General features: G+C 39.2%; 18 protein-coding genes and 1 pseudogene. 18 read left to right on the top strand and 1 reads right to left on the bottom strand.

All coding sequences use genetic code 11. From position 1 onward, the window contains the following. Window positions 1–650 precede the first annotated feature (650 nt). The 14 genes and pseudogenes from BTR_RS08805 (at window position 651) to BTR_RS08740 (ending at window position 18,719) form a co-directional block, all read left to right on the top strand. Window positions 651–2,282 carry an ABC transporter substrate-binding protein gene (locus tag BTR_RS08805; protein ID WP_012232217.1) on the top strand — a complete coding sequence of 544 codons (1,632 nt, stop codon included), beginning with the start codon at window positions 651–653 and terminating at the stop codon, window positions 2,280–2,282. Window positions 2,283–2,780: 498 nt separating this feature from the next. Then, a pseudogene (locus BTR_RS13845) lies at window positions 2,781–3,033 on the top strand (exodeoxyribonuclease VII large subunit); the annotation flags it as partial. Window positions 3,034–3,189: 156 nt separating this feature from the next. Then, on the top strand, window positions 3,190–4,821 hold the full coding sequence (locus tag BTR_RS08795) for an ABC transporter substrate-binding protein (protein WP_012232216.1): 1,632 nt from the start codon (window positions 3,190–3,192) through the stop codon (window positions 4,819–4,821). A 308-nt stretch (window positions 4,822–5,129) separates the two neighbouring features. After that, window positions 5,130–5,291: a hypothetical protein gene (locus BTR_RS12905; protein WP_158305294.1), complete on the top strand. Its 162-nt coding sequence runs from the start codon at window positions 5,130–5,132 to the stop codon at window positions 5,289–5,291. 109 nt (window positions 5,292–5,400) lie between these two features. After that, window positions 5,401–5,646 carry a hypothetical protein gene (locus BTR_RS08790; protein ID WP_145972900.1) on the top strand — a complete coding sequence of 82 codons (246 nt, stop codon included), beginning with the start codon at window positions 5,401–5,403 and terminating at the stop codon, window positions 5,644–5,646. Window positions 5,647–5,746: 100 nt separating this feature from the next. Continuing rightward, window positions 5,747–7,372 carry an ABC transporter substrate-binding protein gene (locus BTR_RS08785; protein ID WP_012232215.1) on the top strand — a complete coding sequence of 542 codons (1,626 nt, stop codon included), beginning with the start codon at window positions 5,747–5,749 and terminating at the stop codon, window positions 7,370–7,372. Window positions 7,373–7,642: 270 nt separating this feature from the next. Then, window positions 7,643–9,073 (top strand): exodeoxyribonuclease VII large subunit, encoded by a 1,431-nt coding sequence (xseA, locus tag BTR_RS08780; RefSeq protein WP_012232214.1) that lies wholly within the window; start codon window positions 7,643–7,645, stop codon window positions 9,071–9,073. Next, a complete protein-coding gene (locus BTR_RS08775) occupies window positions 9,051–9,677 on the top strand; it encodes a DNA-3-methyladenine glycosylase I (RefSeq protein WP_038473895.1) in 627 nt (208 codons plus the stop codon). Before xseA ends, BTR_RS08775 begins: the two co-directional genes overlap by 23 nt. Before the next feature lie 1,678 nt (window positions 9,678–11,355). Beyond that, window positions 11,356–12,975 carry an ABC transporter substrate-binding protein gene (locus tag BTR_RS08765; protein WP_012232212.1) on the top strand — a complete coding sequence of 540 codons (1,620 nt, stop codon included), beginning with the start codon at window positions 11,356–11,358 and terminating at the stop codon, window positions 12,973–12,975. A gap of 363 nt (window positions 12,976–13,338) precedes the next feature. Next, window positions 13,339–14,955 carry an ABC transporter substrate-binding protein gene (locus tag BTR_RS08760; RefSeq protein ID WP_012232211.1) on the top strand — a complete coding sequence of 539 codons (1,617 nt, stop codon included), beginning with the start codon at window positions 13,339–13,341 and terminating at the stop codon, window positions 14,953–14,955. A 112-nt stretch (window positions 14,956–15,067) separates the two neighbouring features. Beyond that, window positions 15,068–16,141, top strand: a complete 1,074-nt coding sequence (locus tag BTR_RS08755; protein WP_012232210.1) for an ABC transporter permease — start codon at window positions 15,068–15,070, stop codon at window positions 16,139–16,141. 2 nt (window positions 16,142–16,143) lie between these two features. Beyond that, on the top strand, window positions 16,144–17,073 hold the full coding sequence (locus BTR_RS08750; protein ID WP_012232209.1) for an ABC transporter permease: 930 nt from the start codon (window positions 16,144–16,146) through the stop codon (window positions 17,071–17,073). Next, window positions 17,066–17,950 carry an ABC transporter ATP-binding protein gene (locus BTR_RS08745; protein ID WP_012232208.1) on the top strand — a complete coding sequence of 295 codons (885 nt, stop codon included), beginning with the start codon at window positions 17,066–17,068 and terminating at the stop codon, window positions 17,948–17,950. The genes BTR_RS08750 and BTR_RS08745 overlap by 8 nt, the downstream gene beginning before the upstream one ends. Then, window positions 17,937–18,719, top strand: coding sequence for an ABC transporter ATP-binding protein (locus BTR_RS08740; protein WP_012232207.1), 783 nt, complete (start codon window positions 17,937–17,939; stop codon window positions 18,717–18,719). The genes BTR_RS08745 and BTR_RS08740 overlap by 14 nt, the downstream gene beginning before the upstream one ends. Window positions 18,720–19,184: 465 nt before the next feature. On the opposite strand, the gene BTR_RS08735 is transcribed toward BTR_RS08740, so the two are convergent. Then, window positions 19,185–22,703: an autotransporter outer membrane beta-barrel domain-containing protein gene (locus BTR_RS08735; protein WP_012232206.1), complete on the bottom strand. Its 3,519-nt coding sequence runs from the start codon at window positions 22,701–22,703 to the stop codon at window positions 19,185–19,187. 260 nt (window positions 22,704–22,963) lie between these two features. On the opposite strand from BTR_RS08735, the gene BTR_RS13490 reads away from it, so the two are divergent. From BTR_RS13490 to BTR_RS08715, 4 genes are all read left to right on the top strand, one after another. Next, window positions 22,964–23,956, top strand: coding sequence for a phage tail tape measure protein (locus BTR_RS13490; protein ID WP_244393434.1), 993 nt, complete (start codon window positions 22,964–22,966; stop codon window positions 23,954–23,956). A gap of 160 nt (window positions 23,957–24,116) precedes the next feature. Continuing rightward, the gene (locus BTR_RS08725; protein ID WP_012231550.1) at window positions 24,117–24,602 is read left to right on the top strand and encodes a phage tail protein; all 486 of its coding nucleotides are present in this window, start codon (window positions 24,117–24,119) and stop codon (window positions 24,600–24,602) included. Further along, window positions 24,599–24,853 carry a tail protein X gene (locus BTR_RS08720; protein WP_012232099.1) on the top strand — a complete coding sequence of 85 codons (255 nt, stop codon included), beginning with the start codon at window positions 24,599–24,601 and terminating at the stop codon, window positions 24,851–24,853. Before BTR_RS08725 ends, BTR_RS08720 begins: the two co-directional genes overlap by 4 nt. Then, complete coding sequence (locus BTR_RS08715) at window positions 24,853–25,836, top strand: phage late control D family protein (protein WP_038474666.1); 984 nt, start codon at window positions 24,853–24,855, stop codon at window positions 25,834–25,836. Before BTR_RS08720 ends, BTR_RS08715 begins: the two co-directional genes overlap by 1 nt. Window positions 25,837–25,878: the final 42 nt, after the last annotated feature.

The raw sequence follows: 25,878 nt of genomic DNA, 5'->3' as shown, positions 1-25,878 counted from the left end.
GAAAAATTAGTGCAACAACTGTTGCAGGAGTTAGCATTGCTAGAGAAGCAAAGAATTTACGATGTGCAAGAAAAGTTTTGTTATGGGGAAACACGAGGAATATCAGTTTTTTAATAGTGTCCATGTTTTCTGTTGCTTTGAAAGATGATGAAATGCTAATTGGAGGGTGTTATTTTACGGGGAGTGATGAAAAAATTCAAATTTTTCTTTTGAAGAAGGAATAAAAGTCGTTGCACTTGGCAAATTGGCGGATTTTCCTGTTTTACCAAAGTTTCAAATTCTTATGAAGGCTCTTTGTTATTAAGGTCCTTGAACCAAGAAGGGGAGTGCTTTGATGACATTAAAAATATTAGAAGAAACAAGAGACAAAAGAGAAAAGGAATCTTAGTCTTATAGTCTTCAATAGTAGGCGTTATGATATCGTGAATAAGCTCTGTTGTTGGTGAGCGTTCATTATATATCAGAGTATTTTCCTTTGTGGTTTTGGTTTGGCTTATAAGTGTGGGCAGGAGAAGTGATTGGCAATAAGTGTTTGTTCTTAAAGATTTTAAAGCTTGGTTTTTAGAAGCCTATAGTTCTTTAAACTTAAATTATTAAGCACGTTTTGCTGCATGGGGAATTTATACAATAAACGTTAAAAGGAAAAATCTATGAACTTGAAGAAAAAGATATTGAAAAGTATCAGTTCTTTTGTTTCCACTTTTATGGCACTGGGGATGCTTGTGGAACAAGTTTCAGCAAAAACACCGGCTGATACCCTTGTGATGGCTTGGGATCTCGATGCGATCAGTACATTTGATCCTGCGCAGCTCAATGACCGGTATGGAGCTGAAGTTGTTGTCAATGTTTGTGACAATTTGGTTGATTCTGCTAAAAATGATGGAACTAAAATCGTTCCTTCTTTGGCAAAGAGTTGGGATGTTTTAAGCGATGATCAACGCACAGAGATTACTTTTCATTTGCGAGATGATTTGAAGTTTAATGATGGTCGGCCTGCTGGTGCTCATGATCTTGTTTGGGGAATGAGGCGGGTTGTCAAATTAAAGCTGTCTAATGCGGCAACTTTTAATGAATATGGTATCACAGAACAAAATGTTGATGAGGCTTTTCAAGCACCCGATGAGAAGACGGTGGTGATGAAATTTGATAAACCTTATCCAGCAGAGCTTATTCTGAGCAATATTTCCACTAATCGCACTGTTGCTTTGCTTGATCGTGAAACACTTATGAAACACGAACAAGATGGTGATATGGGCAATCGCTATCTGGCAAGTCATGCTGCTTGTGTTGGGCCTTATCAGTTAGAAAGTTGGCGCCCTGGAGAAGGGATTTTGTTGCGTGCAAGTTCTAATTATTGGGGAGAGGCACCCAAATTAAAGAAGATCTTAATTCGTCATATTGCAGAGCCTGGAACACAGCGTTTATTGTTGGAAAAACACGATATTGATGTGGCACGTAATTTAACGCCAGAGAATCTAAAAGATCTTCAAGCAACAACAGATATTAAAGTTGAAAAAATATTGGCGCCATCCATGATCATATGGGGATTTAATACGACAAATCCTATTTTTGCCAATGAAAAAGTGCGTTTGGCAATGCGCTATCTTATCGATTATGACACTCTTGGAAAGACTCTTCTTAAAGATGTTGGCATTCCACGGGCAAGCTTTATTCCTCTTGGTAATTTTGGGGCTTTGGATGAAAAAGAAGGACAACCCTTTAAACTTGATCTTCAAAAAGCTAAGCAGCTTTTAACGGAGGCAGGCTATCCAAATGGTTTTGAGGCTAACATTTTTGCAGGGAAATCTCCTTATCCTTTTGCTTTGCCCATTGCTCAGTCACTCCAAGACAATGCAAAAAAGGTGGGTGTGCGCTTTAAGATTGAACATTTTATCGGTACGCAGTTGTTTTCAAAACTTTATGCACGGAGTTTTGATACAATTTTTATAGGATGGAATAATGCTTCTGCGGATCCGCATACGATGGCTTCACGTCTTATTTTAAATCCTGATAATCGGTTTGAGGCTAAAAAAACAGGTTATCTTAGTTGGTGCCATGGTTATTTGGATGAAGATATGAATAAGAAGGTGAGAGACGCGTTGTTTCAAAAAGATCCACAGAAACGGGCACAAATGTATGCTGATTTACAGCATGATTTTATGCAAAAAGGACCTTATGCTTTTATCTATCAGGTCTATAATATTGTCGCGATGACACCTGATGTCAAAAAATGGGTTTGGAATGGTGCACCACGTATTTTTTATAGTGCAATTGAAAAATAATCTTTATTTGTAAATATAAAAAAGTATCGTCATGATATATTCGACGTTTTGTATAGGCTTTAGAGCTTTGCAAGACGTCGGAGATCGTGGATAATAAGCGAAAGATATATTTCTGAGTGTCTTTTCAAGATTTTTATTTAAAAATAAAAAGGGGGTATTTTCATTAAAGATGTGTTTGCGTGGATGTTAAGACTAAATATTTTAACTTTCCTGAATTGAAAAGTGCTCAATTTATTTGTTGAAAAAATTCGTATAACAACTGTTTTAGAATTTAGCATTGTTAAAGGCGTAAAGACTTTACGATGTGCAAGAAAAGTTTTGTTGTAGGGGAATGAGAAGTATCAGGTTTTTATGGTGCCTATGCCCATGTTTCCTTTTGCTTTGAAAGATGATGAAATGCAATTGGAGGGCGTTATTGTTATGGGGAGTGATGTAAAAATTCAAATTTCCTCTTCGATAAGGGGGAAAAATGATCAATTTCGGCAAATTACAATTTTTCTAAGATCATCAAAATATCAAATTTTTATTGAGGCTCTTGAAGCAACTGGAGTTGGTGTTTTAGCGACACTTTTTATAAAATCGAAAAAAGAAATTTGAAGGAGAAGGTTTGTTTGATGAAGCAAAAGGAAATTTTGCCTGATATGATTCCGAATTGTAAGCGCTGTAATATCGCCCACAGGTGCTGTTATACTTGATATCTTCGTTTTATATTCAGATTCGTTTTTCGTTGCATATTTTGGTTTCGCCTATACCTGCTTAGAGAGACTGTGTGGTTTTTAAGGAGCTGTTTCTGTTGAGTTTTTTTATTTTATTTCGAGGAGGTATGTTTTCTAAGTCTGATCTTATTATTTCTTGCACGTTATTGTTGCATGGGAACTTATACAATAAATTTTAAAAGGAAAAGTCTATGAACTTGAAAGGAAAAATATTGAAAAGTAGCAGCTCTCTTATTTTTGCTGTTATTGCACTGGGGATTTTTGTGCAACAAGTTTCAGCGAAAACACCTGCCGATACGCTTGTGATGGCTTGGAATCTTGATTCAATAAGTACATTTGATCCTGCGCAAATCAATGACCGTTATGGGAATGAAGTTCTTGTCAATGTTTGTGATAATTTAGTCGAGCCAGCTAAAGATAATGCAGCTAAACTTATTCCCTCTTTAGCAAAGAGTTGGGATGTTTTAAGTGATGATCAGCATACGGTGATTACTTTTCATTTGCGCGATGGCTTGAAGTTCAACGATGGTCGTTCTGCGAATGCCAATGGTCTTATTTGGAGCATGAAGCGGATTGTTAAATTAAAGATGGCTTCTGCTGCGACATTTAATGAATATGGTATTACAGAGCAAAATATTGATGAGGCTTTTCAGTCCCCGGATGAGAAAACAGTGGTGATGAAATTTGATAAACCTTATCCAGCAGAGCTTATTCTTAGCCATTTTGCCACTACTCGTACTCTTGCTTTGCTTGATCGTGAGACACTCATGAAACAGGAAAAAAATGGTGATATGGGAAACCGGTATTTGGCAAATCATTCTGCTTGTGTTGGTCCTTATCAGATAAGTAGCTGGCGTCCTGGAGAAGGGATTTTGTTGCGTGCAAGCTCCAATTATTGGGGGGAGGCGCCTAAATTGAAGAAGATTCTCATTCGCCATGTTGCGGAGCCTGGAACACAACGTTTATTGTTGCAAAAACACGATATTGATGTTGCACGTAATTTGATGCCAGAGGATTTGGCAGATCTCCAAGCAACAACGGATATTAAAGTTGAAAGAGTGTTAGAGCCATCCGTGATCATATGGGGGTTCAATGTGACAAATCCAATTTTTGCCAATGAAAAAGTGCGTTTAGCGATGCGCTATCTTATTGACTATGAAGGACTCGGTAAGAATCTTCTCAAAGATGTTGGTGTTCCACGGGCAAGCTTTATTCCTCTTGGGAATCTTGGAGCTTTGGATGAGAAAGAAGGACAACCTTTTAAACTTGATCTTCAAAAAGCAAAACAGCTTTTAACGGAAGCCGGTTATCCGGACGGTTTTGAGGCTAGGATTTTTGCAGGAGCATCTCCTTATCCTTTTGCTTTGCCTATCGCTCAGTCTCTCCAAGATAATGCAAAAAAGATTGGAGTACGTTTTAAAATTGAACGTTTTGTGGGTACGCAGTTGTTTTCAAAATTGTCTGCACGTGCCTTTGATACGATTTTTTTCGGATGGAATAATGACTCTGCTGATCCCCATACAATGGCTTCACGCCTTATTTACAATCCTGATAATCGGTTTGAGAAAAAAAATACAGGCTATGCGAGTTGGTGTCATGGGTATTTTGATGAAACTATGAATCAAAAGGTTCAGGATGCGTTATTTGAAAAAGATCCACAAAAACGAGCGCAAATGTATGCTGATTTGCAGCGTGAATTTATGCAAAAAGGACCTTATGCTTTTATTTATCAGACGTATCATACGATAGCGATGACATCTGATGTCAAAAAATGGGTTTGGAATAGTGCACCACGTATTTTTTATCATGCAATTGAAAAATAAGTGTGTCTTCAATGTTGTCAAATAGATAAAGAGTATCCTCATGATATCTTCGACGTTTTGTATAAGTTTTCAAGCTTTGCAATACGTCGAAGATCGTGAATAAAAGGGGGATATGTTGTTGAATGCTTTTTTAAGACATTCTGTTTAAAGAGTTTTTGCAATCTCATTAAAGATGGGGCTGTATGGATGTTAAGATTGAATATTTCAACTTCGCTGAATGGAAAGGAGATCAAATTTATTGTCTAAAAAAATCAGTGCAATAACTGTTGCATCATTGAGCCTTGCTAAAGCAGAAAAGATTTTGCTCTATGCAAGAAAAGTTTTGTTATGGGGGACATGAGGAATATCAGGTTTTTAGGGGACTTATGCCCATGTTTCCTTTTGCCTTGAAAGATGATAAGGTGCGATGGGAGGGTGCTGTTTCACAGAGTGATGAAAAAATTAAAGTCCTTTCTTTGAAGAAGGGATAAAGGTTGTTGTACTTGGCACGTTGATGAATTTTTCTACTTTATCGAAACATCAAATTCTTATGAAGGCTTTTTATTATTAATGTCCTTAAACCGATAGGGGAGAGTGATGATGACATTAAAAAACGCTAGAAGAGAAAAAATGTCAGAAAAAAGAAGAGGCAAACTTGTTCAACAAAACAAAGACGAAACTTTTTCTGTAGTTTTCAGTCAAAGGCATGAAGATATCATGAAGCGGCTTTTGTTATTGGTGATTGTTCATTGTCTATCAGATTATTTTGTTTTGTATGTTTGGGGAGAGCCTATAGGTGGGGGTAGAAGAAATGGGTGGCAAATGATGCTGTCCTTGAAGATTTAAAAACTTTGTCTTTCAAAGCCTGTGGTTGGCTTGGTTTCATGATTTTGCACATTTTTTCTGCATGGGAAATTTACATAATAAACTTGAGAGGGAGAAATCTATGAATTTGAAAAGAAAAATATTAAAAAGGAGCAGCTCTCTTGTTTCTGCTCTTATGGCAGTTGGAGTGGTTGTACAACAGGTTTCAGCAAAAACACCGGCTGATACTCTTGTTATGGCTTGGAATCTCGATGCTGTCAGTACTTTTGATCCTGCGCAAATCAATGATGTTTATGCAAGTGAAATTATTGAAAATATTTGTGATAATTTGGTCAGTACAGCAGCAGATAATCCAACAAAAATAGTTCCAGCATTAGCAAAACATTGGGATGTTTCTGGAGATGATCACAGTACGGTAATTACCTTTCATTTGCGTGATGGTTTGGAGTTTAATGATGGCAGACCGGCCAACGCTCATGATCTTGTTTGGGGGATGAAGCGGGTTATCAAATTAAAAATGGCCGATGCGACAACGTTTAATGAATATGGAATTACAGAGCAAAATGTTGATGATGCTTTGCAAGCTGTTGATGAAAAAACGGTGGTGATGAAATTCGATAAGCCTTATCCAGCAGAACTTCTTCTTAATAATATTGTTGCAAATCATGTCACTGCTTTGCTTGATCGTAAGACAATTATGAAGCATGAAAAAAATGGCGATCTGGGAAATCAGTATTTAAAAGCGCATGCTGCTTGTGTTGGTCCTTATCAGTTGAAAAGCTGGCGCCCTGGAGAGGCTCTTTTGTTGCGTGCAAGCGCCCATTATTGGGGAGAAGCCCCGAAACTAAAGCAGATTCTCATTCGCCATGTTGCAGAGCCTGGAACACAACGTTTGTTGTTGCAAAAGCACGATATTGATGTGGCTCGTAATTTGACCTCTGAAGATCTTGCAGATTTGCAAAAAACAACAGATGTTAAAGTTGAAAAGGTGTTGGTGCCAAGTATGATGTATTGGGGATTCAACATGACAAATCCCATTTTTGCTAAGGAAAAAGTACGCTTGGCGATGCGCTATCTCATAGACTATGAAGGTTTTGGCAAGAAGCTTCTCAAAGATGTTGGTGTTCCACGGGCAAGTTTTATTCCTCTTGGCAACTTTGGAGCTTTAGATGAAAACGCAGGGCAGCCCTTTAAGCTCGATATTCAAAAAGCCAAGCAACTTTTAGCAGAGGCTGGTTATCCGAATGGCTTTGAGGCGAGTTTTCTTGTTGCAAATTCCCCTTCTACTTTAGCTCTTGCTCAGTCCCTTCAAGATAATGCTGCTCATGCAGGGGTGCGTCTTAAAATTGAACGTGTGGCGGGTACACAGTTATTTTCAAAGGTGGATGCACGAGCTTTTGACACAACTTTTATTGGGTGGAATAGTGGATCTACGGATCCCCATACCATGGCTTCACGTCTTATTTATAATCCGGATAATCGGTTTGAGGCAAAAAATACAGCCTATCCTAGTTGGCAGCATGGGTATTTTGATACAGAGATGAATCAAAAAGTTGAAGAGGCGTTATTTCAAAAAGATTCAGAAAAACGGGCACAACTCTATGCTGATTTACAACGTGAATTGATGCAAAAGGGACCTTATGCGTTTATCTTTCAAAAATATAATGTGATAGCAATGACACCGGATGTCAAAAAATGGGTTTGGAATAGCGCTCCCCATGTTTTTTATGGTGAAATTGAAAAATAATTTTTTACTTGTAAAATACAAAAAGCCCGCAATCATGATATCTTCAACGTATTGCAAAGGATTTAAAGATTTTGCAATAGGTTGAAGCATATGGGGAATGCTTCGATGTTATGGATAGTGATGTTATGGATAGTGGATATCATGGATAATATCTGGATATCTTATAGAGAGAATGTACTTTTAAAATATTCTCTTTTAAAGAGATCTGTTATTCTCATTAAAGATGTGTGAATGTTAAGACTGAATATTTCAACTTTCGTGAATTGAAAAATGGTCAATTTATTGAGTGAAAAGACAAGTGGAACGAATGTTGCGGAATTTACTGTTTCCGAAATAGCAGGCGCTTTAAAGCGTGTTGTTGAGGAAAAGTTTGGCTATGTACGGGTGCGTGGAGAGATCTCTGGTTACCGTGGAGCGCATGCTTCGGGACATGCTTATTTTGCTTTAAAAGATGATAAGGCGCGGTTGGAAGCTGTTATTTGGCGTGGCGTGATGGAAAAGCTCAAATTTCCTCCTGAAGAAGGGATGGAAGTGGTTGCTGTTGGTAAGCTTACGACTTATCCAGGGTCATCAAAATATCAAATTGTCATTGAGGCTCTTGAACCAACAGGGGTTGGTGCTTTGATGACACTGCTTGAAAATCGTAAGAAAAAATTTGCAGAAGAAGGCTTATTTGATGAAGCAAAGAAAAAACCTTTGCCTTATATGCCTCGAATTATAGGTGTTGTAACATCCCCAACGGGGGCTGTTATTCGCGATATTATTCATCGTATATCTGATCGTTTTCCGTTGCATGTTTTGGTTTGGCCTGTCCGTGTTCAAGGGGAAACAAGCGGGAGCGAAGTGGCTGCTGCTGTTGAAGGCTTTAATGCTCTTGCTTCAGAAGGGCACATTCCAAAACCTGATCTCATTATTGTGGCACGGGGAGGGGGAAGTTTAGAAGACTTGTGGGGGTTTAATGATGAAGCTGTCGTTCGTGCTGTTTATGCTTCTGATCTGCCCATTATTTCTGCTGTTGGGCATGAAACAGATTGGACTTTGATTGATTATGTTGCTGATTGGCGCGCTCCAACCCCTACAGGAGCCGCAGAAAAGGCTGTTCCCGTCAAGCTTGATCTTGAAGTGTGTGTCGCGTCACTTGGGGCACGTTTGCGTAAAGGACTTGCGCGTTCTTTTGATTTTCATCAACAAAAGTTGTGTGCAGCCAGACGCGGTCTTCCCTCTGCTGATCAACTTTTTTCTCTACCACGGCGTGGTTTTGATGAAATTTCAAGTCGATTACAGCGTGCTCTTTGTGTGAGTTACGATAAAAAACGTTTTTCTTTTCATGCTCTTCATCTCCGTCTTTCGCCCCGTTTGTTAAAGAGTGAAAAAGCACAACGCCATACAAAGGAATATACGGCACGCCTTTATCGTGCTTTTATGCGCAGTGTAGAAAAAAAACGTTCGGCGTTAGAGTTGGCATGTAGGCTTTTAAAAAGCACTTCTTATCAGAATATTTTAGAGCGCGGTTTTGTTTTGGTGTTGGGGCAAAACCATAAACCTATTAAACGGTTGGCGCAGTTTCCTGAAAGTGGACAAATAAATTTACGTTTTTTTGATGGCGATATCCATGTTGCAACACAAGAACCTTTTTCTGCGGCACGTTCAAAACACAAGAAGATAAAGTCACCAAGCGATGATCAAGGAACTCTGTTTTAATACGGTGAAGATTATGCTTGCCGAAGGTCTTCTTAAGGGAGTGGATGGAAAAGTTCGTTGTGCATGGGCAGGAACCGATCCACTTTATTGTGCTTATCATGATAACGAATGGGGAAAACCTGTTTTTGAGGATATCCCTTTGTTTGAAAAAATTTGTCTTGAAGGTTTTCAAGCGGGGCTTTCTTGGTTTACAATTTTAAAAAAATGCTCTTCTTTTCGCGTTGCATTTGATGATTTTGACTTTAAAAAAATTAGTCATTATGATGAAGTGAAAGTGCAAATGTTGATGCAGAATAAAGGTATTGTTCGTCATCAGGGGAAAATTCGATCAGTGCTTAATAATGCATTGAGAGCACAGGAAATTATAACAGAGTGGGGGAGCTTGTCTCACTATTTTTGGTCTTTTCAGCCACCACAATCGGAGCGTTATGAAAAGATAGATTTTCAAACATTGCTGGCAAATCCTATAACTCCAGCTTCTCTGCGTCTCTCTCAAGATTTAAAGAAACGCGGCTGGACGTTTGTTGGTCCCACGATTTGTTATGCTTTTATGCAGTCTGTAGGGATTGTCAATGATCATCTTGAAGGGTGTTTTTGTCGGTAAATTGGTAAAATTTCTGTCATAAGGGCAATGATCAATAGGATAATCATCATAAATGTGCAGGTTATACAACTTTATTGTATAAGATAATTGCAGCATACAAACGATACAAGAGTGATGATTTTTTATTGTTGTTGGTCATTAAAACAACAAAAGTATACTTTTGAGAATGAAAAAACAAATGCAAAAAAGAGCAATATCTTAACTATCATATATCTGGCGTTAGAGAGCGATGATATCTTGTATGTCAAACAGGACGCCGCCACCCAGTTGCCAATTCACGGGCTGTCTTTTAAAAACATTTCTTAAGGACTTAAGCCCCTTTCGCATTGAGGATTGTGAAGGGTATAATGGTGAAGCTATTGAGTATCACCGTCTTACGCTTATGAAGGAATGAGCCAGTACCATCTCACATACTTTGCTCACTCTAAAATATTGAGACAGCACTTGGCATTTGAAATGGTTTAGAAGAGGTATGTTTATTTCCGTTAATGACATAGACGTTATAATAAGTCATGAATATTTTATTCATGTTTATTAATGAATGCAAAGTGGTTTTTAGATAGGGTGCTGTTGTTGCATTGTTATATTTTGTTTGGGGTATATGATTGTTGGTTTATTTGTGTCGTGGTCGATTGTTCAAGACTTGTTTAGGCAACACAAAACAAAACGCAGCGATGAAAAATTGACGTTAAATAATTCTAGCTGCTTGTGTTAGGTTTTATTATCTGATAACTTTTCTCCATTAGAGAGGGGATTTGCTGCGTGTGAGCTTCAGTTTTGGGGAGGATATTTAAGCTCAAACAGACAGGTATTCACTATATTGCTTCGTTAAATCTCTGTATGTTACTGTTTGGAACTAAACGTTTTGTTACAGCAGGTGGTTTGCTATTTTATTTTGATAGCGGCAAAGCAATGAGGAACGCTAAAGTTTAGAAGGATTTATATGGTTATGTCTTTGGAAGGAATCGTATAATGAATTTTATTTTGATGAATGAGAAAGAGCCTGTTAGTGTGTATTCTTTTATAGCAAGCTTTATCTCTTAGAAAACAAAGCTTGGAAGGAAAGGTTCTTCTCATTGTTCCTTTATCTTTATTAACGCATTGGGCTTTGTTGGTAAAAACGTAAGATTTTTGCCCCTTAATTTTTAAAAGATTAAGCCGCTTTTTGTGGGGAGGAGAGTTTTGGAAAAGATATTTTCTTATATTTTTTGCTGTTTTAATGTAGTTTTGATTATGGAGTAAAGATGCGTCGCATCTTGAAATTGAGTATTTGAGGGGGATGGCGATTTTTAAAGTTTGCATATTCTATTTTAAATATAGCCTAAAGAAATAGAATAGTGCATTCATAAAACTTTGCACAATGATTTTTAAAAAAGTTTACTGTTTTTAAGGGACTACAAGGCTTGTCTTTTTGATGATTAATTGGGGGCTGATAGAGTTTATTGTTGTGTGCAAAGAGATATTATGAAAAGAATGTGATACTGGTTAGTAAAACATATATTCCATGTTCGCTATGGTTTGATAGAGACTGTCAGTCAATGAATTTATAAAATGGATAGAATTTAAAAGTCGATGACTCTGTATAGGTGATGAGAACGTATTTGTTCAATCTTTATGATTATAAATTTTCCCAGTCATTTCAGTGTCATTAATTGATAAAAAATAAAGGGGAAAATTTATGAACTTGAAGAAAAAAACATTGAAAATGGGCGGCTTTCTTGTTTCTGCCCTTATGGTACTGGTTGTACAACAGGCTTCAGCGAAAACACCTACCGATACTCTTGTCATGGCTTGGAACCTTGATGCTATTAGGACCTTTGATCCTGCGCAAAGCAATGATATTTATTCAACTGAAATTATTTACAATGTTTGTGATAATTTGGTCAGTACTGCTGAAGATGATCCAACAAAAATAGTTCCAGCATTAGCAAAACATTGGGATGTTTCTGGGGATGATCACAGTACGGTAATTACCTTTCATTTGCGCGATGGTTTGAAGTTTAATGATGGCAGACCGGCTAACGCCAATGATCTTGTTTGGGGGATGAAGCGGGTTATCAAATTAAAAATGGCCGATGCGACAACGTTTAATGAATATGGGATTACAGAGCAAAATATTGATGATGCTTTGCAAACTCCTGATGAAAAAACGGTGGTGATGAAATTTGATAAGCCTTATCCAGCAAAGCTTCTTCTTAATAATATTGTTGCAACGCGTGTGACAGCTTTGCTTGATCGTAAGACAATTATGAAGCATGAAAAAAATGGCGATCTGGGAAATCAGTATTTAAAAGCGCATGCTGCTTGTGTTGGTCCTTATCAGTTGAAAAGCTGGCTCCCTGGAGAGGCTCTTTTGTTGCGTGCAAGCGCCCATTATTGGGGAGAAGCCCCAAAACTAAAGCAGATTCTCATTCGCCATGTTGCAGAGCCTGGAACACAACGTTTGTTGTTGCAAAAGCACGATGTTGATGTGGCTCGTAATTTGACCTCTGAAGATCTTGCAGATTTGCAAAAAAAAATAAATATAAAAGTTGAAAAGGTGTTGGTACCAACCATGATGTATTGGGGATTCAACATGACAAATCCCATTTTTGCTAAGGAAAAAGTACGTTTGGCGATGCGCTATCTCATAGACTATGAAGGTTTGGGCAAGAAGATTCTCAAAGATATTGGTGTTCCACGGGCAAGTTTTATTCCTCTTGGCAACTTTGGAGCTTTAGATGAAAACGCAGGGCAGCCCTTTAAGCTTGATATTCAAAAAGCCAAGCAGCTTTTAACAGAGGCTGGTTATCCGAATGGCTTTGAGGCCAATTTTCTTGTTGCAAATACCCCTGCGACTTCAGCTCTTGCTCAGTCCCTTCAAGATAGTGCTGCACAGGCAGGGGTGCGTCTTAAAATTGAGCGTTTAGCAGGTACGCAATTGTTTTCAAAGGTGGATGCACGAGCTTTTGATACGTCTTTTATTGGGTGGAATAGCGGGTCTATGGATCCCCATACCATGGCTTCACGTCTTGTTTATAATCCGGATAATCGGTTTGAGGCAAAAAATACAGCTTATCCTAGTTGGAAAAATGGGTATTTTGATACAGAGATGAATCAAAAAGTTGAAGAGGCGTTATTTCAAAAAGATTCACAAAAACGGGCACAACTCTATATTGATTTACAACGTGAACTGATGCAAAAAGGACCTTATGCGTTTATCTATCAACAGTATAGTGTTGTCGCGATGACACCTGATATCAAAAAATGGGTTTGGAATAGTACGCCGCGTATTTTTTATAATGAAATTGAAAAATGAGTGTGTCTTTTCGTGTCGTCAAAGATAAAAAGAGCTTGATTATCATTGCATGATGAAAATATTCTCCTATATAGGAACTCTTCAGTTTTTTTAAAGAGGATGAAATTGTGGGGGATTTTGCCGTATATGATTGAGGTCACTTTATAAGGAGGGATAAAGAGAGGAAGTTATATTGGGGAGGGTTTATGGTTACAGATTCTCTTCATTCTGAATAATCAATTGATCTATCAGAAAATTACTTTATAGAGGCCTAGTTTGATTAAATGAAGTTGATGTTTTATACCTTGCTCTTTAAAAGATAAAAGAGCAAAATCATAATCGCTTTGTATGAAAAGGTATCAGAAGACACAAGAAAGAGATAAAATGGGGAAAAAAAGAATCTTGAAAAGAATTTGTGTTTTATTAAGCACGATGGGATTTTTAAATGGGGCTATCGTATCAGCATTCAGTGCTTCATCTAAAGATATACTAGTGATGGCATGGAATATCGATTCAATGAGCAGTTTTGATCCAGCGCAAACCGTTGAGGTTGTGACAAGTGAGTTATTGACGAATATTTGCAGTGCACTCGTGCAATATGATGAGCATGATCCTACAAAAATTCGTCCGGCTATGGCACAATCTTGGGATGTTTTAGATGATGGTAAAAGAATAGTTTTTCATCTTCGTGATGATTTAAAGTTTGATGATGGAAGAACAGCAACGGCGCAAGATCTCGTATGGTCGATGCGACGGATTATTAAATTAGGTTTGAGTTATGCTCAATCTTTAATGGATTATGGGTTTACCAAAGATAATATCGAAACAAATATTCAAGCTCTTGATGATAAGACTTTACAATTAAAATTAGATAAACCCTATCCTATTCAGCTCATCTTGACTGTTATTGGACAATCTTATGCTTCAGCTCTGCTTGATCGGAAAACAATTGAAGCGCAGAGTATCAACGGTGATATGGGGAATAAATATTTAGCAACACATTCGGCTTGTGTTGGGCCTTATAAATTGGCAAGTTGGTCTCCAGGGGATAAAGTTGTGTTAGAGGCTACACAGCATTATTGGGGGAAGGTGCCTAAAATTAAGCAGATTGTCGTGCGTCATGTGGCGGATTCAGCAAGTCAAAGATTTCTTTTGGAAAAAGGTGATGTGGATATAGCGCGAGATCTTTCCTCAGAGGATATTTTAGATCTTGAAAAAAAAGGTGGCACAGTCAAAATTAGTCGTGTTTTGCGTCCGCAGATTATTTATCTATCGTTAAACAATAAAAATGCAATTTTTGCGAACGAAAAGGTCAGATTGGCACTTCGTTATTTGGTTGATTATGAAGGTCTTGGAAAAACTGTTTTAAAGGGGATTGCTATTCCGCGGGCAACTTATATGTCTTTAGGTGTTCCTGGTGCTTTGGATGAAAAAGAAGGTCTTCCCTTTAAGTTAGATTTTAAAAAAGCAAAACAGTTAATGACTGAAGCAGGTTATCCTAACGGTTTTAAAGCTAATCTTCTCGTTGGAAGCCTTAGTTATATGTCGTCTGTTGCGCAGTCTATTCAAGCCAATGCACGCAAAATTGGTGTGGAGCTTACAATTGAAAAAATGGCACAAAATCAATTGTTAAGCCGTGTACGGGGCGGGAATTATGATACTGCACTTATGGGGTGGGGGAGTGCTGATCCTGATGGACATCCTGCTTCATTGAATCACGTGTTTAATCCTGATCCAACATTTACGAAAAAACATAATATGTATTTGGCTTGGCGTGCTGGGTATTATGATGAAAATATTAATAAAATGGTGATGGATGCTCTGTTTGAGCAAAATCCGAATAAGCGTATTGTGCAATATCGTACTTTACAGCATTATGTGCTAGAGCATGGTCCTATGGTTTATTTATTTCAGACATATTATACCGTTGGTATGGGACCTGATGTCAAAAAATGGGTTTGGAATAGTTACAGACTTTACTACAATGAAGCAGAAAAATAAAAAGAAGCATGTTATAAAGAAGGATTGCAGAACATGCTTAATAAGAGGTTGTTTCATTCTGTAAAAAAAGGTATTCGCTTTATGTTTTATCGCTACAGAGGGGATTTTTATAATGGTTTTGCCACTTTCAGAGACTGAAAGAGCTGTATCAGAAAAGCAGAAAAAATTATTTTTATGGGATTTTTTGTCCAAGGGATTAAAACTTCTTATTTCAGTTTTTATCACACTGCTTGGATTGGTGACGATTACTTTTTTTCTTGGTCATCTTCTTCCTCTCGATCCTGTTCTCTCTATTCTTGGTGATAATATCAGTCAGGAAGCTTATGATGCCATGTATTATAAGCTGGGTCTTGATAAGCCGTTGATTGTTCAATATTGGAAGTATCTTCATAATGTATTTTTATTTGACTTTGGAGATGCTTTAACGTCTGGACGTCCTGTTTTAACTGATATTATGCGCGTATTTCCTGCTACATTAGAGCTTGCAACTGTTGCTATTGTTATTGGCACAACTCTTGGAATTCCCTTTGGTGTTTTTGCAGCAATGTATCGCGATTCATTTATTGATTATGTTGTCCGTATTTTTACACTTTTGAGTTATTCTACACCGACATTTTGGCTTGGGCTTATGGCGTTGTTGATATTTTATGCCAAGCTTGGCTGGGTTGGTGGTCCAGGGCGACTTGATTTTCTTTATGAATATTCTTTTGAACCCAAAACAGGATTTTTTCTTTGGGATACCGCGAGCCAAGGACAATGGGAGGCTTTTGGGAATGTCTTTAGTCACATTATTATGCCTGCTTTGATCTTGGCTTTTGGTGCTATGGCTTATATTAGTCGTATGACCCGTGGTTTTATGATTGAGCAGCTTAATCAAGAATATATCATTACAGCACGTGTAAAGGGATTATCGTGGGCGCGGACGGTTTGGGGGCATGCCTTTCGGAATGCTGCTGTTCAGATTATTACCGTTGTTGCACTTTCTTATGCTTTTTTATTAGAAGGGGCTGTTTTGACAGAGACAGTTTTTGCTTGGCCTGGTTTTGGGCATTATTTGACAAATGCTCTTCTCGCTGGAGATATGAATGCAGTTGTAGGATGTACTTTACTTGTAGGATTTATCTTTGTTGCCATTAATTTATTTTCTGATTTGCTTTATCGCATTTTTGATCCAAGGACACGTTGAATATGACAGTCAGTAATCATCACAAATCGCAATCATCATCTTCTTTGAGCTCTTGGTTAAACGACCCTGTTCCACAGTCCATAATACAAGCAAACATACAAAGAATTTATCACGCACTGGTGAAGTTTTTTCATAACTTTTCAGCTGTCTTTGGCCTGTTTATTATTTGTATTATTATCATATGCGCACTTTTTGCTCCTTGGATTGCGACGCACGATTTTTTGAGCAATGATCTGGGGCATCGGTTGCAGCCCCCCTCTATGGCGCATTATTTTGGGACAGATGAATTAGGACGTGACATTTTTAGTCGTCTTGTTTTTGGTTCTCGTATTACTCTTTATGTTGTTTTTCTCACAACAATTATTGTAGGTCCAATAGGGCTTATTGTTGGCACTGTATCTGGTTATATGGGGGGCTGGGTTGATACTGTGCTCATGCGCATTGTCGATATTTTTCTTGCTTTTCCAGGGTTAATTTTAGCTCTTGCCTTTTCAGCCGCATTGGGACCAGGAATTGAAAATGCTTCTATTGCAATTTCAATTGCAGCATGGCCACCAATCGCACGTTTAGCGCGCGCTGAGACTTTGACAATACGTTCTTCAGATTATGTTTCTGTGGTCCGCTTGCAGGGGGCTTCTCCTTTACGGATTATTTTGTTTCATGTTGCACCCATGTGTATTCCTTCAGTGATTGTACGATTAACTTTAGATATGTCTGGAATTATTTTAACAGCTGCTGGTCTTGGATTTTTGGGATTGGGAGCACAACTTCCAAGTCCTGAATGGGGGGCGATGCTTTCTTCTGGGCGGGAATTTATGATGACAAATTGGTGGTTGGCAGCAATACCAGGCTGTGCAATATTATTTGCAAGTCTTGCTTTCAACCTTTTAGGTGATGGTCTTCGTGATGTATTGGATCCACGCAATGGATAATAAATTATTAGAAGTAGAAGATTTACGTATTTCTTTTCCCACAACGCGCGGCGTTGCAGAAGTTGTGCGCGGTGTTAGCTTTTCTGTCGGAAAAGAAAAAATTGGCATTGTTGGTGAATCCGGATCTGGAAAATCGATGACTGGACGCGCAATACTAAAGCTGAGTCCAAAATCAGCCATTGTTAAAGCTAAAAAAATGCGCTTTGAGGATGTCGATTTATTGCGTGCCAGTGAACCTCAGATGCGAAAAATCCGCGGTAAGCGTATTTCAATGATTTTACAGGATCCCAAATATTCACTTAATCCACTCATACGGATTGGGGAACAGATTATGGAGGCGTATCGTATTCATTACCGTGTTTCAAAAGCTGAAGCGCGGGAGCGAACCATATCTATGTTAGAATCTGTTCATATTCGTGATCCTGAACATGTGATGCGTCTCTTTCCTCATGAAATATCTGGGGGGATGGGGCAACGCGTGATGATTGCAATGATGCTCATTCCAAAACCTGATTTAATTATTGCCGATGAACCAACATCTGCGCTTGATATTACGGTCAGACGACAAGTTTTGTCCGTATTAGATGAACTTGTGACAAAGTCTGGAACGGGGCTTATTTTTATTAGTCATGATTTAAATATGATTGCTGATTTTTGTGATCGTATTTTGGTGATGTATGCGGGCCGTATTTTAGAAGAGTTACCTGCTTCTGATTTGTCTCACGCTTGTCATCCTTATACAAAGGCTTTGCTGGCGAGTTTGCCACGGCTTGATAATCCGGTTGATGTTTTGGCTGTTCCGGAGCGTGATCCTGATTGGTTGTATAATCCTACGATTGTTAATGGTGTTGAGGAGGTTCCTCATGACAAATTGTGAGAATATTATTGATGTTTCTAATTTATCTGTAACTTTTGGGCATAGGCATAAGGCTGTCACCGTTGTTAAAAATGTTAATTTTCATATTAAGCGTGGTGAAGCTTATGGTTTGATTGGTGAATCCGGATGCGGAAAATCAACTATTTTGAATACATTAGTGGGGCTTATTCCAGAGTATAGTGGAAAGTTTCTTTTTGATGGACAAGAAGTCGAGAAAAAAAGAAATAAGGATTTTTTACGTTGTATTCAAATGGTGTTTCAAGATCCTTATGCTTCGCTGCATCCAAGAAAAATGGTCCATACGGTTCTTTCTGAATCGCTTAAAATCCATGGCATGGATAATCAAAGAGAGCGGGTGGAGGATGCTTTAGATTCCGTTGGTTTAGATTCTTCATTTCTTTATCGTTATCCTCATGAGTTGTCTGGAGGACAGCGTCAGCGTATTGCTCTTGCACGTGCTTTAATTATCGAGCCAGAAGTTTTATTGCTTGATGAGCCAACATCTGCATTGGATGTGTCGGTACAGGCTGAAATTTTAAACTTGTTGAAATCGTTGCGCGAGAGAAAAAAGCTTACTTATTTGATGGTATCCCATGATCTTGCTGTTGTTGCACATATTTGTGAACGCGTTGGTATTATGCATAAAGGGATTATTCTTGAAGAACTTAGCAATGATGAATTGCGTAATCTCCATGCACAACACGATTATACAAAAGAATTTTTTGAATCCAGTATTGAGCCTATCGTTCATAGAGAGCAAAGAGCGTGATCAATTTTATAGAAGAGAAAATGCAATTTTATGTGTTTTGAAGTTTCTGGAAATATTTGACGGCATTGTTAAAAGGGAAGGGGATAATAGGATTTTTTTAGTCATGAATTTGCTGGGTAGTGTTTGAGCGATAATATTCTCAATCCTATGAGAACGCCCATTTTGAAATATACGAGTGGCCTATAACATACATCTTTTGTATGATAATATTGCGCTATTTTTTGCTTATCATTTTATGTTCAAAAGCTTTATTTTTGGATTTTAAGCATTAAATTCGTGAGAAATAACAAAAGAGAGTAATATCGTATTTTCTAGAAAAGCGTCTCATTATTTTACAATATCATTTTGTTTTTATTTGTTTTCTTTTTTACAATTTTAGGCATTATTCATCGAAAAATGCTAAGTTTTATTCTTTATAAAACTGCCTTTTTGTTAAATTGAATAGGCTGTTTTTACAGCCTTGATTTAAAACTGATAGCGTATGCCGCCTGAAAAGCTTGCTCCCGATATACCCGTTTTCTGGAGCTTTTGTTGATAGCTGACATCACCATGAAGCGAGACGTTTTGAGACAATTGTGCACTGATACCAAGTCCACCTTCAAGCAAAGAGCCCATAGGATCAAGTTGATAAGCTTTATCAATATATATTGCTTGATCATCACCAAACGTTTTGATCACATTTATTTTTCCATAGAAGGAAACAGAACGCCCGTTTTCAGCAGTGACAACGGTTTTGTTCACACGTCCTCCAACACGGATCAACCATTGATGATGTTTGTTCATATTGACTTTAAAGCTGTCAGTATCTGAAATGGTATCAAACATCAAATATTGATAGGCAAGTTGTGCTTGAGGTTCAAAGGTTACACCTGCAATCCCGGTGGCAAATTTTTTGCCAATAGTTGTAGAGATGTTCAACATTTTTGCATTTTTCACTTTTGCGGTTTTGCCAATGATGGCATTGCTGATATCTCCTTTTAGGATTCCATAGGATAAAAGGGTATCAAGATAGAAACCATTGTCATGCTGTATGCTACCATAGGCTGTAAGTGACCATTTATCCACCGTGCTTTTACTTGCGTCTTTCATATTCTTTGGCGTGAAAGAAAGCTGCCCGTAGGTTCCTATAAGACCGAAATGTGTTGTGGTATTTTGCCCTTCCAGGGCGGCAAAGTTCACACCCCCTTGGAGAGCGGCATAACGAAGATGAGCACCGCTATAACCATATTTACGAGGAGCACTTTCAGAGGATAATGTTCCTGTTCCTCCGTAGGTATATAAGAAGAAGCCGTTTTGTTTTTCTTGTTGTTTCCCCGAGACAGATGTTCTCATAGTGGCTAACAGCGCATTTTGTTTTGCCATATCGATCAATCCCGTATAGAAGAGGGCATTTGGCATGAGCAAATAGTTTGCCGTTTGAGGGACGACGGCTTGCACATTTTGTTCAGGATCAGGGGGAGAGCCGGGATGAGAGCCAGAACCGGGGTTAGAATTAAGAAATTCAGGTTGTAGACGGAAATCCCAGAAATTTTCATTTTTTTCATCCAACAAATTTTGCGCTATATTGGCTTTGCCATGGCTTGAATTTGGTCCATAGGCACGTAGGGTATATTTATTGGGTGTCCCATTTCTTGTGGTATAGCCATTAACTAGTTTGAAGGAGTCTTCACGGGCATTTCCAGAAACTTGAATGAGTGAAAGACCACGCACATTGGCAGAAGCGGAAGTGTTTTCTTTCACATCATTCCCTCCTGATCGTCTCGTGACATAAATTGACGTGTTGCCTGATACATCACCATTGATCAGAAGTCGGTCTGTTTTTTGGTCAGCGATTGGTGCCCCATCACTCCATTGGCTATTGAGAGAAATCTGTGCATTGCCTGTTGCATTATAGACCGCTCTGGTATCTGGTTTTCCCGAACCTATATGCAATGTGTGGTAATAACCATCTTCTATTGGTTCTGCAAAAACAACAGAGCTGTTGTTGAGATTAAGCACAGAAACATCAGAGCGTGCTCTTTGAGCGATATCAAGAAGATTACCATCAGCATCATTTTCTTGTGCGCTGTTTTTTAAGAACCATTGTGTACCGTTTTTGAGGTTAAAACGTACGTTTCTCTCTTTTGTGATGTTTGCTCTGCCTTCTAAAGTGGAATGATCTGCATTTAATGTGAAGCTACCGTTGGGTATTGCTTTTGCATTTATCGCTTCCAAAAACTCTTGATTTCCCCAAGTACCGTTGCCTAATAAAACATCTGCATGGATTTCTGAATTTATGAGATTGGCTGTACCAATTGACAGATTGGTAATATTTTTAATGGTATTATCACTGAAAGTTGCAATGAGAATTCCAGTGCCATTGTCGACATGGATCTTTGTATTGGTCAAATTGATCTCAGCGTTTTGATAATTTTTTGGATCATTTGATTCATTTAAAGAAGTAGAAAGAACAGATGCAAGCTGCAAACCACCGATTTCCCCTGTTACAGAGACGTTTGTAACATCAATATGCCCGCCGTTTTCAGCATATAATGCAGCTTCTTTTGCATTTACTGTACCTTCTGTCATTGTAATCTTAGTTTGCGGATCGGTTGCATATAATCCACCACCATTAAATGAGATAATTTCAGCTTTGTCTTTTAAAGTAATAATACTGCCAGATTCAGCATACATTCCTACGGTGCTTGCAGAAACTAATCCCCCTGATACTGTTACTTGAGAATGATCATGAGCATTTATGCCTTGATCTACTTGAGTAATTATTACATTGTCTTTTAAAGTAATGGTGCTGTCAGAAACAGCAGATACTCCTAGGGTACTTGCAGAAACTGATCCCCCTGATACTGTTACTTGAGAATTAAAAAAAGCATCTACACCGGAATATGTTTGAGTAATTGTCACATTTTTCAAAGAGAGTTTGCTTTTTTTTAGGACATCGACTCCGGAGGATGGTGTCTCATTATTTTTAAAACCTGATATCACCACATCTTCCAGTTTATTTTCATCACTATTACTCTCAATGTATTCAGCTCCTATGAGCGAAGTTGTAATGGAGCCTCCGGTCATCTTGCCCGTGCTACCCTCGTGCACATCAAGCCCGATTGAAACATCTTTAATTGTTGTGCCATGCAATTCAATTACGCTCCCTTCATTTTCTGCAAAAATACCGGTTCCCATATCCGCTATTGATGTTACAAAAGTACCTTTAAAAGTTGATGTTATAATAACATCTGTAACATCAATATGGCCACCGTTTTCTGCACGCAATGTGCCTAGAGTAGTTCCACCTGCTACTGTTCCCCCCGTCATTGTGATTTTTGATTGTGGTCCATCTGCATATAAAGCACTCTCATCCGATAAGATATTAGCGTTATCTTTTATATCAATGATACTGCCTTGCTTAGCAGATACTCCATAAAGCTTTCCATCAAATTCCCCTCCTGATATTGTTATTTGAGAGTGATCATCTGCTTGTAGAGCATTGAAAGCATGAAGGGTTACCCCTTTTAAGGTAAGGTTGCTGTTTTTGGTAACTATTCCTAAATATGTATCTAGACTATCATTTGCATCCGTTATAAGTACATTCTCTAGTGTGTTTTCCTTGCTCTTACTGTTAGTGAAAGAAGCACCAGTGTAGCCAGCTATAATAGAACCTCCAATCATTTTGATTGTTGCACCGTCTTTGGCTTCAAGACCTAAGTGGACTTCAGAATCTTTTTTTCCAATGGTTGTGTTATCCAATAACTCAATCGCACTGTTAGCACCTTCAGCTGTTACGGCGTATGCATTTGGGTGTATTACCGTTAAATGTTTACCGACGATTTTACTGCCGTTTGTTGCATGAAGTGTATCATAGGTTTCTTCATGTGCTGTTACTGTTTTTCCATCAGAAACTTCAAGGTCTTTAGCTTGTAGACTGAGAGAGCTATTAAACAGTATTATAGTTGCTATAGCTGTATATGATAGAAGGAATTTTTTATACACCAATACTCTCCTTATGAAAGCCCCCAATATTCATTTCCCCATCGATTTCATAAGAAGAATAGAATAATGATATTTGTTTTTTTATTTGGATAAGTTATTTTAATTTTTTTGTCAAAGTGAAAATTTTAAAATAAAGAATATTTAAACTAATTACATAATGTACTTTAAATTAAGTGTATTGAAATAAAAATATTTTTTATATTTAGTAAAACATTGTAAAAGGCAGATCCGTGCTGTCATGTTTTATCAAGATGAGGGCTGTGAGCCGCACGCTGAAGGCAAGTTGGCGCGGATTAGTCGCTTCAGGGCGCTCATTGGGTTTAATGGCAGCAGGGCTTGGTGGGAGTGCGCTGCGTCTTCTTCACCCCATGACTTTACTTGTGGGGGCTTTACGAGGGATAGCCGTTTCAGGGGCGGCATTTTCTGCCTCTTTTGGCTTTATTGGGACAGTCATCGAAGTGGTTGGGGCAGCTATTGCCTCTGTTGTGGGGGGGATTTTTACCCCAATAGGGGCTCTCATTGCTGCTGTTGTGGCTGTCATATTGGCTTCTGGTTTTGCTTTGTGGAAATATTGGGATCGTTTTTCTTCTTTTGTCAAAGGTTTTGCACGGGGGATAACACGGGCTTGGGGCCAAGCCTTTGAAGCCGTCATGCGCTTTTTTGGTGCCGATACGGCAACCATCACCAAATGGAAAAATATCATTGCTGCTGCTTTTGATCTCTCTTCCCATTGGCAAAAGTTTAAACAAGGACTTTCCTCTGTTTCTCAAAGCTTTGCTGGTTTGTGGGAGGGTGTTAAACAAAGCTTTTCCAACTTTTGGCAATGGTTGGGAAGCTTTTTTGTCCGCGAAAAGCTCACAGAGAGTGCCAAGGTTGGTATGGAACAAGCCGGTGAAGATTTAGCGAGTTGGATTGTTGATGGTTTTATGTCGTCCATCTCACAATTGATGGATTATTGTAAATCTTTACCTCACCGCATAAAGGGGTGGATTGGGTCGATTGATGTAAGAGAGTTTTTGCCAAGTTTTTTAGGAGGCAAAACGTCCATCCAACCCATAGTACAATTTGCGGGGGCTTCTCCTGTAAATTCATCTGCCAGAGAACCAAGAGACAAAGACCGTTCCCCCATCACCCACAATCAAAATGTCACAGTGCATGTTAATGGGGCGCGTGACCCCATGGCCACCGGTCGTGCGGTTGCTCATGCTTTGCAACGGGCACGCGCCAATGCGCTGCATGGTGGCACAGAATGATAAGGACGACAGAATAAGGGAAGAGACGACGTGCTGGAAGGGATACTCTCAATGAGGGGAGGGATGAAGTGCTAGGATGGCGCAATGGTAGGAGAGATGCAATGATACGTTTCGAAAGAAATGACGTGCTGGAAGGGATACAATCAATGGGAGGGCGTCTATGAGAGATCCTTTGCTGATGTTAGGTCCACATCTCTTTTATGTAGACTGGCTTAATTTCCAATCGTTTGAGGAAGAGTTCTCTGCCTCCTGGGTTTGCCTAGAGCGTTTTGGAGAGGCGCCCGGTTTGCAATTTACCGGTTATGGCAATGATCCCAAGACCATTCACGGGGTGTTGTTTCCAGAAGAGTTTGGGGACCGGGTAGCGATAGATGCTATCACCAGAACCATTCGTGCAGCCAAGCCCGTTCAGATGATTCGTTGGATGAGTGACAACGGCTATAGTGCCATTCTCCATGGATCTGTAGTGATCACCAGTGTGACGAAAGACCATGATTACATCAGTCGCTCTGGTCAATCGGGGCGTATTCGCTATGCCATTAGCTTGTTACCGTTTTTCGATGGTGGAAAACCACAAGGTCAATATCAGGTGGGACAATATCAAGAGGGATATGATCAATATTCCCAAGGAGGAGAAACGCCATGAAGATACCAGAAAAGCATCTCGTGGTAGAGCTAGAGGATATGAGTCTTGATCTAATCTGCTTTCAACATGCTATGGCTGTGTTAGGGGATCGTTTTCAAGTTGGAGCGATCAAAGGGTATTGTGAGGCTACTTTGCAAGCCAATCCAGGTATTGCAGGGTATGGTGCTCTGTTGCCGCGGGGCTTAAAGGTCATTCTGCCTGAATTTGTATCATGTGAAAAGAACAGCGTGGTCAAAAGGCTATGGGATTAATGCGCACACATCCTTTTATTGAGGTGAGGGTGGGGGAGAATCTTGTCCATGAGGTTTTTTACCAGCGTCTTTTAACGGCAACCATTACGGACCATGCGGGCAATGAAGCCGATACATTTGAAGCGGAGTTTGATGATAGTGGCAATGATTTAGAGATTCCCTCCAGTAACAGCGCACTCCATGTCACCTTTGGCTATCAAAACAGCATCCGAGCCTTTATGGGGCGTTTTGTTGTTGAGTCGGTGGTGAGTATTGGGGGCAGTGATGGAGAGATTTTACGGCTTTGTGGCAAAAGTGCTTCGATGCGTAAAGAACTTAAAGAACAAGCGAGTGAACATTTTGACCACAAAACCATTGCTGAGATTGTTGAGGCCCTTGCCAAACGCCATGGTTATCAAGCAAAGGTCAGTCCACAATTTACCAAACAAACCTTGCCTTATGTGGTGCGCACCGATCAATCGGCGGTTGACTTTTTAACCCGCCTTGCGGACCGCATGCGGGCGCGTTTTTTAATCAAGGACAATAAGTTTTTATTTTTAAGCGGGGATAATTTACCAGCACTCGACATCCATAAGCATGACTGTTCCAGCTGGGAATTCACCCTAGAGCCGCGCACCCAATACGGCACCATCGAAACTTCTTATTTTGATCGCGCAAAAGGGCAACAATGCCAAGTCAAGCATCAAACAGGGTTTACTGGTCCCGTACGTCGTCTGCGCAGTTGTTATCCAAGTCAAGAAGAAGCACAAGCGGCGGCTGCCTCCGAGTCGGATCGCTTATGCCGTGCTGTAGGCAGTGGCTCCTTAACTCTTGCGGGACGCCCTGAAATCATGGCGGATCAACCGCTGCTGCTTCAAGGGTTCCGTAAAGAAATTAATGGGTCATGGAAAGCCGCTACCGTCACCCACCGCTATGAAAAACAAAGCGGTTACACAACAGAAATTACCTTTGAGGCACCAAATCAAGGAAAGGAACAAAAATAGAGGCTGGGCTGGTCACCCAGCCAACGGGAGAAAGTTTTGCGA

The organism is Bartonella tribocorum CIP 105476, assembly GCF_000196435.1.
GTDB lineage: Bacteria > Pseudomonadota > Alphaproteobacteria > Rhizobiales > Rhizobiaceae > Bartonella > Bartonella tribocorum.
Note: the sequence above shows the minus strand (reverse complement) of the source record. Positions and strands in the feature narration are given on the sequence as shown.